Genomic DNA, 12,429 nt, shown 5'->3' with positions numbered 1-12,429 from the left:
GTTTTTAATTGGTCACAATGCTTTGATATAAATCTATTTTTAATTGTTTATATCTGTCGTTAAACGAAGTTCGGCTATTTTTTTTAGAAAGTCAAATACAATGAGGAGAACAATTTGGTTAATCTACCACAAAACCATGCAGAAAATCCTGAATCTCGTTTTCATTTCGTTTCCAGACTTCTGCACTTGTCCATGTTGTAAATTGTACAGATCCTTTTTCATTTGAAAAATAATAAGAATCGAATATAAAAGAAATTCCGGAAAAGCTAATATTCATGACACCTCTTAATACTTCTGCTCCGTTAACGGTAATGAGTTCTGTTTTAATAATTTTCGCTTCGGCTCCAGAATTCTCTTCCAATGTTTTTTTTGCAATCTTAAATAACATAGTCGTTTCAATTGGAGTTTCTTCAGAAATCACAACACACCAGATATCAGACGATTTAGACTCAAATCCAAATTCGGCTTCTTCATTTAAGGTCACGGCAGGAACTCTTTTCCAAGCTTTGCCATCATATTTTATTCTGAATTGGCCACTTGCATTAATGACTTCTTTATTGGTCTTATCTGAAAACTGAAAAGGTGTTTGTATCGTATCGATAGCAAGCTCTGCTTCTAAATATTCAAATTCATTTATTATTGGCATTTCGTCAAGAAGCTCGTAGCTCCAGGCACCATTATTGTAAACATAGATGGTGTCACCTTCAACGGTTACAGCTTGTGTTTGACCTATTATATTTAGTGAAAAAATAAATAGAAGTAGAGAAAACAGTTGGGTTAAGTTGCTTTTCATGGTTTTATAGATTAACAGATAAATAGGTTTTTGACCAAACGAAGGTCGTTTATTTTTATATAAAATCAAATTACAGATAAAACAAAAAGCCCAAAATATTTTCAGATTTGGGCTTTTTGTAAACAGATGTTTATATTATTATTCTTCCTTCACTTTTTGTAAGTCCATTTTACAAACAGGACACTTGCCAGGTTCATCATATGTCTTTTCTTCTTCACATTCCATTGGGCATTTATACTTGTCGTGTTGTGCTTCGTGCATTTCGGTTTCTGAAACTTGCTTTTCTTTGTCTTTACATGAAAACGTTACTGTACTCAATCCAAAAATTAAGGCTAAAGCTAATATTGTTTTTTTCATTGGTATATAATTAAGGTTAATCTTGATGGTCTTTTACTACTTGTTCGTCTCTGTATTTACAACAAGCATCGATACTATTATATACCTCTTCAGTAGCTATAATCTCTTGTGTATCATGACCAACTGCAGCTATATTTTCCTGAATGGTTTTTAAATCTGTTTTACGCTCGTCATAAAACAATTTCAATTCGTGAGTTTCTACATTCCAGTCTGCAGCTTTAACACCTTTGGTCCTTATGGCTGCTTTTTCTATACGTTCTTTACACATTAAGCAAACGCCATCGACTTCTATAGAAGCTTTGGCATTTTTGTTTTGTGCAAATGTTGTTAAAGTAATTAGTAAAGTTAAAGTGATTATTATATTTTTCATTTTATTCAATTTTAAATCGTAATCCTGCGTAATAAGTACTTCCAAAAATTGGGCCATAAACAAATGTTGTATCAAAGTATGGTCCAAAAGGATCATTAGCTCCTACTATAGGATTGTCTTGTTTAACATTGGTTATGTTTTCACCACCTAAATATACTTCAAATTTAGGAGAAAATACTTTGGTTATTTGAGCATTTAAGGTTGAAACTGTTGGTGTGTATTCAGGTAATTGATACTGAATTGGATTGCTTGCTGTTGAAGCAAAACGTTGTTCACCGAGCCAGTTAAAGGTCGCATCAAACTTCCATTTGCTTCCATTGTCTTTTTCATTAGTCTCATATCCAGCATTAACAAAAATTCTGTGTTTTGGTGTTAATGGTTTTTCTAGTTTACCAGAATTGTATTGTGTTTTGACATCATAATATTTGTATGCTAAACGTAAGTCAAAATGCTCAAAGGCATTATAATCAAATTCTACCTGAAAACTATTGGCATAACTATCACCTTGTAAGTTGTAAAAGTTTATTTCCTGTGGGTTTTCATAGTCTACTACAATCTGATTATTAAAATCTGTTCTGTAAAAATCAAAACTCAAGTTTGCTCTTCTATTAAAGAGATCAAATCCTTGTAAATAAGAGATACCATAATTCCACGCTATTTCTGGGTCTAAACCGTAAATTTCGCCGTTAGTATTTAGAGTATTAATTTGTCTGGATGTTGAAAACATGCTCTGATTTTCGGTGAAAATATTAGCGCTTCGTTTGCCTCGACCAAAAGACACTCTAAAAGCAGATTTCTCCCATGGTGTATAACGCAAATGAAATCTTGGAGTGAAAAAAAAGCCTAGCAAATTATGTTGGTCAATTCTAACACCTGCAGAAAGATTGACTTTTTCCAAATTGTCAAAATTGTATTCAAAGAATGCACCGATAGAATTTTCGGTACGTTCATAATCTGTAGTATTTACAAGCTCATCATAATGGTCGTAGGTATAGCTTATTCCTGTTTTTATTTTATGCCGAGAATCACCAATAATCGAATTATAAATGGCATTGGCATAAAGACTGTTGTGAGTGATATCATAAAGGTTCAGCCCAAAATAAGAATCTTGTTTATGACTACTAAATGCTGTTTGAACACCAAGACTTTGATAAGGAATCTCTGGATTAACATAACCTAATTTTGCGGAAATTTCATAACGTTTTGTATCTATCTCGCTTCCCCAAGCATTGGTCGTCAATTTATCTGTTTTTGGGTGAAAGTTTAGCTGACCTGTTTGCTTTTCATCGTTTAAGAATTTCAAATTTATAAAGCTTACAAAACCTCTTACAGGGTTCGTATATTGCCAGCGGTTCATCAAATTAATTTGATTATAAATTGGCATATCCATAAAACCATCATCATTTACATCATGTTTTTTATTTTGGGTACTACCATGTACATACAAACCTGTATGCCATTTGTCACTTACTTTAGTATTAAAATGGGTATTCAATTCTAAACGTTCATTACTTGCTCCGTACAGATTCACGAACAACTTGTCATCGGTTGAAGGTTTTTGCAATTCGGTATTAATTTGCCCAGCAATGCTTTCAAAGCCATTGACAACACTTCCAGCTCCTTTTGTAATTTGAATACTTTCAACCCAAGTGCCTGGAATGAAGCTTAAGCCATAGGTTTGTGATGCGCCTCTTATGGATGGAATATTTTCGGTTGTTATTAAAATATATGGACTAGTTAGACCTAACATTTTAATTTGTCGAGTACCTGAAATTGCATCAGCAAAATTCACATCGATTGATGGGTTGGTTTCAAAGCTTTCTGAAAGATTGCAGCAAGCTGCTTTTAGCAATTCGCTACTACTCACCATAATTACATTTTGAGATTGTAAAAAAGATTTAGCTGCTGCCTTCTTTTTGCCTTTAACAGTAACTTCATTTAAACTGTTTGTAGGTTGCAACCAATGGTGAACCATTTTTGGTTCTGTAATGGCTAATGTATCAGTTTTAAAACCTACATAACTTATTACTAATTGCGTATAGGAAGACTCATAAGGCACAGAAAATTTACCATCAATATCTGTTACTGTGCCTACAGTTGTATCGAGCCAATATACATTTGCACCAGGCAAAGGTCTATGCTCATTTTTGTCGTTTGCTTCCATGATCATCCCTTTCACTTCATTTTGAGTAAAGGCCATCCAAGGAAGAATTAATAATATATATATTAGATTTTTCATTTTAATTTAAATTTTTGTTCTTTAATCTTAAAGCATTTCCTATAACGGAAACAGAACTAAAGCTCATTGCTAATGCAGCAATCATTGGAGATAATAAAATTCCGAGGACTGGATAAAGAATTCCAGCAGCTATTGGTACTCCTATGGTATTGTAAATTAAAGCAAAGAATAAATTTTGTTTGATATTCTTAACAACTGCTTTACCTAGATTTACTGCTTTAACAATACCTTGTAAGTCACCTTTCACTAAAGTTACCATAGCACTTTCTATAGCAACGTCAGTACCTGTTCCCATGGCAATACCTACATCACTTTTTGCTAATGCTGGTGCATCATTTATTCCGTCACCAGCCATGGCAACAAACTTACCTTGTTTTTGAAGCCCTTCAACAAACTTCATTTTATCTTCAGGCCGATATTCTGCTTTAAATTGTTTAATATTAACTTTCTCTGCAACCACTTCTGCTGTAGACTCGTTATCTCCTGTTAGCATTATTACATTGAGACCATATTGTTGTAATTCTGAAATAGCTTTTTTACTTGAATCTTTGATTTTATCATGAATTACAATCATTGCAACAACAGAATTTTCGATAGCTACAAGAGGAACAGTTTTACCTTCATTTTGTTTCTTTCGAGACTTTATTTTAAGATTTTCTGGAAAAGGAATGTTCAATTCCTCTATTAAACTTTCATTGCCAATAGCAACAATTTTACCATCAACTTCTGCTTTGACTCCTTTTCCAATCACAGATTCAAAAGCTTGAGATTTGTTTGGTGTAATATTTTTTTCTTCAGCAAACTTTAAGGTTGCATTTGCTAAAGGATGTTCACTTAAACTGTTAACCGAAACAATCATTTTTAATATTTGATCTTTACTATATGAATCAGAAAATAGTATGATCTCTTCTACTGAAGGTTTTCCTTCTGTGACAGTGCCTGTCTTATCTATTATTAAGGTATCTACTTTGTTCAGTTTTTCTAAAGCTTCGGCATTTTTAATTAATACACCTTGTTTAGCTCCTTGTCCAACACCTACCATAACTGACATTGGAGTTGCTAAACCTAATGCACAAGGGCAAGCTATTATTAAAACTGCTATTGCATTTACAAGAGCATAAACATAAGATGGTTCTGGTCCAAAATATTTCCAAACAATAAATGTGATAACAGAAATTATGACTACTGTTGGTATAAAATACTTTGAAATTCTATCTGCTAATTTTTGAATTGGAGCTCTACTTCTGCTAGCATCATTAACCATAGAAATAATTTGAGCAAGCAATGTTTCAGAGCCTATCTTTTCAGCTTTCATAATAAAGGCTTTATTGCCATTTATAGTTCCAGAACTTACTTTATCTTTTACCTGTTTTAAAACTGGTATAGGTTCTCCTGAAATCATTGATTCATCCACTGAACTTTCACCTTCGGTAATTTCTCCATCAACTGGAATTTTTTCTCCAGGCTTAACTCGAAGCAAATCTCCAATTTCGATTTCGTCTATATTTACTATTTCCTCGCCATCTTTATTAATTTTAGTGGCTTTATTTGGAGCTAGTTTTAATAGCTCTTTTATGGCAGAATTAGTTTTACTATGTGCTCTAGCCTCTAATAGCTGCCCTAAAAGAACTAATGTTAGAATTACCGTTGCAGCTTCAAAATAGACATGTACAGCACTATATTCTGTTTTAAATTGTGCAGGAAAAACATCTGGAAATAACATGCCAAAAACACTAAATAACCACGCCGCACCAGCGCCGATCCCAATGAGTGTAAACATATTGAGATTCCACGTTTTTATACTTCTATAAGCACGTTCAAAAAACATCCAAGTGGCATAAAATACTACTGGAATGGATAATCCAAACTGAATCCAATTCCAATATTTCTGTTCCATTAGATTGTACAATGGATTATTATGAAGCATTTCGCTCATTGCAATTAGGAAAATAGGTAACGTAAATGTAGATGCTATCCAAAACTTCTTCAATAGCTTTTTATAGGTCTTTGCTTCTGCCGAAAGATCCGGTTGCATTGGCACTAAATCCATACCGCAAATACGGCACGAACCTGCTTCATCTTTTACAACTTCGGGATGCATTGGACAAGTCCATTGTTGTGCTGATGCTGTCGATAGATTTTGTTCTTCTACCAAATCCATACCGCAAACCGGACAATCTCCAGGTTCATTGTAAGTTTTATCATCTTCGCAACGCATTGGACAATAAAAAGAACCTGTACTTTTCGCTTTGGATTGCTTTTCCTTTTTCGGTTCTGAATGATGGTGATGTTCACCTTGATTATGTATACTATATCGTCCACCATCTTCTTTCAATGCATTTTGAAAGGTTTCTAAAGGAATATGCTGTTTCATTTCAATGGCAGCTTCAGCCTTTTCCAAGTTAACTATAGCATTGGAAACACCTTTTACTTTTGAAAGCGTTTCTTCGACGTGACTACGACAACCGTTGCAGGTCATTCCGTGTATATGATAAGTGTGTTTCATTTTTTCGTATTAAACATGAAATTATCTGTATTGAAGATTCAATACAATAACGATCTATCTTAAATAGAAATCGAATACTAAAAAATCAAATGATAAAAACCTGATCTAAAACCTGTATGTCTCGAATCAAGTTTGGAGGAGAATAATCTCTATGAGGAATTACCTGTTCTGGCAATCCTTCAAATAAGTTTAAATAAGAATATGAAAAGCTAACTAGGAATATCTGTTGATTAAAATCTAAATCGTTAAATGTTTTAAAACTCAATTCGTCCTGACCTTGAACAATATCAACAGTATCTTTACAACAAGACATTTTTGTAATGGCTGCCATTTCCATTTCTAAAGCTTCCATGCCACATTTTTGGACTTCAGTAAATAAAGACACATCCACTAGTACGTCTCCACAATAGTGCTTTTCTACAGTAAAAGAAACCGTAGAAATTAATACTAAAAGAGCCATTAGTATTGAGAAACTCTTGTGTATGAACTGCTTTAACATATTACAAAGTTAATGAAAAGATGATGATTTATGTAAGATTTACAATATTGTTAACACTTACTGTTTTAATTTATTGTAGTAAAATGCAGGCAATAAGAGCAATAAAATAATCGGCTGAATTAGAAATCTTCTAATATTGAAAAACAAATAATATTGCTCACGTTTGGGATCTGTCACGAAATACAAGAACAACAAAATCAGTACAATAAATGAAAATGTATAAATAATAGCCGAGAATTTTATAATATTCTTGTCTTTAAACACTACAAACATTATAGCCAATGATATTAAGGTGTTCATCAAGTAGCGCAAGGATGTAAATAGTGTGAGCTTAAAAACTTCCCTTCGTGGCGAGTCTATGTACAAATAGTCATTTTGAAAAAATAATAAATAGGGGTCATAAAACAAATCATTTTCAAAAATTCGAATTAAAACAAGCAACCCTACCAAAAATATTAATAGCGGATATTTTAAGTAATTTTTCATTCTTGCTTTTTTAGTCTAGAAAATCTGTTTATCCAAAGTACCCAAAGCAAAAATACCATTCCATAAATTATAGCGGGAAAAATCACGGTATGTAAAATATCTTTGCGCCATGGATAATGATATAAACCAGCAGCCAAAATTACCACACGAATTAAATTAGCAACATATATTAAAACACTTCCTGATAGAATATAAAAAAAGGTGGTTTTGAATTTTCCAGAAAATGCAATAATAAAGGAGACAAATAAAATTATTACACTTAAAGAATTACAACCTTCAATAATTCTGGCAACATACTTTTCATTAATTATAAGTTTTAATGAAGGCTCGTCAGGGTGTGGTATGATAAATGCGCGATAATCTGCCGACTCTAACAAGTCTCTACATTGTCTTCCGACCAAATTGGTCATATAATCTGGATAGTACGTCGAAGTGTTTGAGTATTCCAAATATCCTCTATACATCAAGGAAAGTATGCCATAGACCAATAAGAATTTAATAATAAATCTTACTACAAGCTTATATTTTATAAATAGTTCTTTCAAAAAAAGAATGACATTTTGGGGTTAAATTTATGTCTTTTGCGGTCATAAATTACACCTTTTTAAATACTTTTACCAAAACTTTTAACCAAATGACATTTGAAGAATTAAAGTCAGGAGTTGAGAAAATAGTTAACAATCACAATGTACTTGAATTACATGATTGTTTGTTACAAATTTGTAAGTTACTCGAAGCTAACGTGCCACACTACAATTGGGTGGGTTTTTACTTTAAAAATGGTGATAAAGATGAATTGAAACTTGGTCCTTATGTTGGACAACCAACAGACCATACAATTATTCCATTCGGAAAAGGAATTTGCGGTCAAGTTGCGGTAAGTAATAAAAACTTTGTAGTGCCAGATGTAAGTGCCCAAAATAATTATATTGCTTGTAGTATAACTGTGAAAGCTGAAATTGTGATTCCCATATTTGTTAATGGTGAGAATATTGGTCAGATTGATATAGATTCAAATACTCTAGATCCTTTTACAGAAGAGGATGAACGTTTTCTAGAATACGTATGTTCTTTGGTGTCTAAAATGCTTTCATAAACTTTTATCCTCCAGCTCTTATAGCTTCAACGGGATCAAGTTTTGAGGCAGATATTGCTGGAATTATACCAGAAACCAACCCTATAATTGAAGATATGGTAAATGCCAGAAATATATTTCCGAAAGAAAGAATAAATTCAAAGTCTTCAGTGAGTTGATTTCCCAATATGATCATTATCCAAACCAAAAATAACCCAACCAATCCGCCTATAAACGCAAGAATAATAGCTTCAAATAAAAATTGAAATAAAATAAATCGATTTTTTGCTCCTAAAGATTTTTGGATACCTATTAAGTTAGTTCGCTCTTTTACACTAACAAACATAATATTGGCTATACCAAAACCACCAACCAGCAAAGAAAAACCGCTAATGACCCATCCAACAGTATTTAAGAATCCAATTATGGCATTAATAAACTCAATTGAACCTGATAGTCTAAGAATAAAAAAGTTATCGATGTCCTCTGGCTTTAAGCCTCTGTGATTTCTGAATTTCTGCCTTAAAACACTTTCAAAAGCATTAACATCTACTCCTGCCTTTGGTTTAATAATTATTATTGTCAATACATTTTTTGATGCAGTATTCATAAACTGCCGAACAAAATTCACAGGGACAAAACCTTTTTCATCTGGAGAATCAAAATTTACACCTCCAAACTTCCCAAGCACACCAATCACTGTTAGTTTTCTTCCATAAATGCGAACCACTTTGCCAATAGGCTCTTCATTTTCAAATAGATTTTCTGCCAAGCTATAACCCAAAACCACTACAGGTGCTCCAGTATTAGATTCTTTTTCGTTATAAAACCTTCCTTTATGGATTTTTAAATTATCGATTTCATAAACTTCATTAGAAACAGGTGTTACATTAACATTAGATAGTGTTTTGTCCTGGTATTTAATGGTTTCTGCTTTCCCAACAATGGCATAGGCACAGGCTTCAATATCTCCAACATTGTTTCTTACAAATTCGTAATCATCATAATCTGTTTGAGGAAAACTTTCTCTTTTCCAATTAGGAATATCACTTGGACCAAAAGAAAACCTTGTTACATACATGACGTTCTTATCAATTCCATCCAATTGTCCCTTTATGCTTTGGTCTAAAGAATCTACTGCTGCCAGAATCGCGATAATTGAAAACACACCTACGGTAACACCTAGTAGAGATAAAAAAGTACGCAGTTTATTGTTTCTTAATGCATTTAGCGCAAAAGAAAAGCTTTCTTTAAAAAGACGCAAATAAACGAGCATGCTGTTTTTTATGGGTTACTTTTATTAAATATAAATGTAAGACGTTTTTTAAAAACATTCGTTACAAAATAGTCTAAACAAAATAGCCCATAAACCATGAATTTTTACTTTAAATAATTACTTTTGCAATCAAATATTTTCATTCAAAAAAATGATGTAAAATTTTGATTTTCAAAAAACGAAAATCAATTCAAACCTGGTTAAATGAACAACAATAAAACGATCAAATCAGCTCTTATTTCGGTATTCAACAAAGAAGGTTTAGAGCCTATAGTAAGAAAGCTCAATGAACTTAATGTCACCATATATTCAACTGGCGGTACACAAAAATTTATTAACGAATTAGGAATTGGTGTAGTTCCTGTTGAAGATGTTACATCTTATCCTTCAATATTAGGCGGACGTGTTAAAACCCTACACCCAAAGGTTTTTGGAGGAATTTTGAATAGACAGAATGTAGATACTGATATCGCAGAGTTAGCTGAATTTGAAATTCCACAGATAGATGCAGTTATTGTAGATTTATACCCTTTTGAAAAAACAGTAGCTTCTGGTGCAAATGAGCAAGATATTATTGAAAAAATTGATATTGGTGGTATTTCCTTAATTCGAGCCGCAGCAAAAAATTATGCCGATGTTATCTGTGTAGCTTCAGTAGATGATTATTCAGATTTTCTTAAGCTTATTACAGAACAAGACGGTGTGCTTTCAGAATCAGATAGAAAGCAATTTGCAACAAAAGCATTTAATGTTTCTTCACATTATGATTCTGCTATATTTAATTATTTTAATAAAAATCAAGAGGTTGCAGCGCTTAAGATAAGTGAGATTAATGGAAAAGTTTTACGATACGGAGAAAACCCACATCAGCAAGGCATTTTTTATGGAAATTTTAATGACATGTTTACCAAGCTTCATGGCAAAGAGTTAAGCTATAATAACTTACTTGACGTTGATGCTGCTGTAAACCTGATGAACGAATTTAAAAACGATGTACCAACATTTGCAATATTAAAACATAATAACGCTTGTGGTTTGGCACAAAGAGACACCATTAAGCAGGCCTATATTGATGCTTTGGCTGGAGATCCTGTTTCGGCTTTTGGAGGAATTTTGATTAGTAATTCTGAAATAGACGAAGCGACTGCTGAAGAAATTCATAGGCTATTTTGCGAAGTCGTCATTGCACCTTCATATAGTTCTGAAGCATTGGAAATCTTAAAAAGGAAAAAGAACAGAATTATTTTGATTCTGAATAATATGGAATTACCTAAAACTTCAGTTCGAACCTGTCTAAATGGTATATTGGTTCAGGATAAAGATTTTATTACGGATACCCATGAAGAATTAACTTATCCGACTAACAACAAACCAAGTAAAAGTGAGTTAGAAGATTTAATGTTTGCTTCAAAAATATGTAAGCACACCAAATCAAATACCATAGTATTGACAAAGAACAAACAATTATGCGCCAGTGGGACAGGACAAACAAGCAGAGTTGATGCACTAAATCAGGCAATACACAAGGCAAAGTCTTTCAATTTTGAACTTGAAGGTGCAGTTATGGCAAGTGATGCATTTTTTCCATTTCCAGATTGCGTAGAAATTGCCAACAAGGCTGGAGTTACAGCAATTGTTCAACCCGGAGGCTCAATTAAAGACCAATTAAGTATTGACTATTGTAATGAAAATAATGTTGCTATGGTATTTACGGGAACACGTCATTTTAAACATTAATTTTATTACATTTACAAGATATAGTTTTTAACCTCAAATATTCACTTATAACATATGGGATTTTTTGACTTCCTGACCGAAGAAATTGCAATAGATTTAGGTACAGCCAATACACTTATTATTCACAACGATAAAGTTGTGGTAGATAGTCCATCAATAGTTGCCAGAGATAGAACTACTGGTAAGATAACTCATGTTGGAAAAGAAGCAAGTTTGATGCAAGGAAAAACCCATGAAAATATAAAAACCATCAGACCTTTAAAAGATGGTGTAATTGCAGATTTTGATGCTTCAGAACAGATGATAAGTATGTTCATCAAAAATATACCTGCTTTAAAAAAGAAATGGTTTACTCCTGCATTGAGAATGGTCATTTGTATACCTTCAGGAATTACAGAAGTAGAAATGCGCGCTGTAAAAGAAAGTGCTGAGCGTGTCAATGGTAAAGAGGTCTATTTAATTCATGAGCCTATGGCAGCTGCTATAGGTATAGGCGTAGATATTATGCAACCAAAAGGGAATATGATAGTGGATATAGGTGGAGGAACCACTGAAATTGCCGTGATTGCTTTAGGTGGAATTGTTTGTGATAAGTCTGTTAAAATTGCAGGTGACGTCTTTACAAACGATATAATTTATTACATGCGTACTCAACACAATCTTTATGTTGGTGAACGCACAGCCGAAAAGATAAAAATACAAATTGGTGCAGCAACTGAAGATTTAGAACTTCCGCCAGAAGATATGAGTGTACAAGGAAGAGATCTTTTAACTGGAAAACCAAAACAAGTGCAAATCTCCTTCAGAGAAATTGCAAAAGCCCTGGATAAATCAATTCTTAGAATTGAAGATGCTGTTATGGAAACATTATCTCAAACACCTCCAGAATTAGCTGCAGACATTTATAATACAGGAATTTATTTAGCAGGAGGAGGCTCCATGTTACGTGGTCTTGACAAGCGTTTATCTCAAAAAACAGACTTGCCAGTATATATAGCCGAAGACCCATTAAGAGCTGTTGTGCGCGGTACAGGAATTACATTAAAGAACTTACCTAAATACAAAAGCGTATTGATAAAATAGGTAGAAAG

12 protein-coding genes are annotated in these 12,429 nt (G+C 33.0%); 3 read left to right on the top strand and 9 right to left on the bottom strand.

The genetic code is table 11. From position 1 onward, the window contains the following. Positions 1–118 precede the first annotated feature (118 nt). The 8 genes from AAFP94_RS06295 to xrtF all read right to left on the bottom strand — a co-directional run bounded on the left by AAFP94_RS06295 (position 119) and on the right by xrtF (position 7,795). Positions 119–793, bottom strand: coding sequence for a hypothetical protein (locus AAFP94_RS06295; protein WP_316661684.1), 675 nt, complete (start codon positions 791–793; stop codon positions 119–121). A gap of 138 nt (positions 794–931) precedes the next feature. Then, entirely contained in the window at positions 932–1,150 is a 219-nt protein-coding gene (locus AAFP94_RS06290) for a heavy metal-binding domain-containing protein (protein ID WP_316661683.1), read from the bottom strand. A gap of 16 nt (positions 1,151–1,166) precedes the next feature. After that, entirely contained in the window at positions 1,167–1,520 is a 354-nt protein-coding gene (locus AAFP94_RS06285) for a heavy-metal-associated domain-containing protein (protein ID WP_316661682.1), read from the bottom strand. 1 nt (position 1,521) lies between these two features. Next, complete coding sequence (locus AAFP94_RS06280; RefSeq protein ID WP_316661680.1) at positions 1,522–3,759, bottom strand: TonB-dependent receptor; 2,238 nt, start codon at positions 3,757–3,759, stop codon at positions 1,522–1,524. 1 nt (position 3,760) lies between these two features. After that, the gene (locus tag AAFP94_RS06275) at positions 3,761–6,265 is read right to left on the bottom strand and encodes a heavy metal translocating P-type ATPase (protein WP_316661678.1); all 2,505 of its coding nucleotides are present in this window, start codon (positions 6,263–6,265) and stop codon (positions 3,761–3,763) included. 85 nt (positions 6,266–6,350) lie between these two features. Further along, a complete protein-coding gene (locus AAFP94_RS06270) occupies positions 6,351–6,764 on the bottom strand; it encodes an HYC_CC_PP family protein (RefSeq protein WP_409628255.1) in 414 nt (137 codons plus the stop codon). A gap of 57 nt (positions 6,765–6,821) precedes the next feature. Beyond that, positions 6,822–7,250 carry an exosortase F system-associated membrane protein gene (locus tag AAFP94_RS06265; protein ID WP_316661676.1) on the bottom strand — a complete coding sequence of 143 codons (429 nt, stop codon included), beginning with the start codon at positions 7,248–7,250 and terminating at the stop codon, positions 6,822–6,824. Then, positions 7,247–7,795 carry an exosortase family protein XrtF gene (gene xrtF / locus AAFP94_RS06260; protein WP_316661675.1) on the bottom strand — a complete coding sequence of 183 codons (549 nt, stop codon included), beginning with the start codon at positions 7,793–7,795 and terminating at the stop codon, positions 7,247–7,249. The genes AAFP94_RS06265 and xrtF overlap by 4 nt, the downstream gene beginning before the upstream one ends. An 89-nt stretch (positions 7,796–7,884) precedes the next feature. Here xrtF and AAFP94_RS06255 point away from each other — a divergent pair, with 89 nt between their 5' ends. Further along, complete coding sequence (locus AAFP94_RS06255; RefSeq protein WP_316661674.1) at positions 7,885–8,346, top strand: GAF domain-containing protein; 462 nt, start codon at positions 7,885–7,887, stop codon at positions 8,344–8,346. A 4-nt stretch (positions 8,347–8,350) separates the two neighbouring features. On the opposite strand, the gene AAFP94_RS06250 is transcribed toward AAFP94_RS06255, so the two are convergent. Then, positions 8,351–9,601, bottom strand: coding sequence for an ABC transporter permease (locus AAFP94_RS06250; RefSeq protein ID WP_316661673.1), 1,251 nt, complete (start codon positions 9,599–9,601; stop codon positions 8,351–8,353). A 204-nt stretch (positions 9,602–9,805) separates the two neighbouring features. Here AAFP94_RS06250 and purH point away from each other — a divergent pair, with 204 nt between their 5' ends. Both purH and AAFP94_RS06240 read left to right on the top strand, forming a co-directional pair. Beyond that, on the top strand, positions 9,806–11,338 hold the full coding sequence (gene purH / locus AAFP94_RS06245; RefSeq protein WP_316661671.1) for a bifunctional phosphoribosylaminoimidazolecarboxamide formyltransferase/IMP cyclohydrolase: 1,533 nt from the start codon (positions 9,806–9,808) through the stop codon (positions 11,336–11,338). A 54-nt stretch (positions 11,339–11,392) separates the two neighbouring features. Beyond that, on the top strand, positions 11,393–12,421 hold the full coding sequence (locus AAFP94_RS06240; RefSeq protein WP_316661670.1) for a rod shape-determining protein: 1,029 nt from the start codon (positions 11,393–11,395) through the stop codon (positions 12,419–12,421). Positions 12,422–12,429: the final 8 nt, after the last annotated feature.

It is taken from the genome of Gilvirhabdus luticola, assembly GCF_040117515.1.
GTDB classification, from domain to species: domain Bacteria; phylum Bacteroidota; class Bacteroidia; order Flavobacteriales; family Flavobacteriaceae; genus Gilvirhabdus; species Gilvirhabdus luticola.
This window is presented reverse-complemented; position numbering and strand designations above follow the sequence as displayed.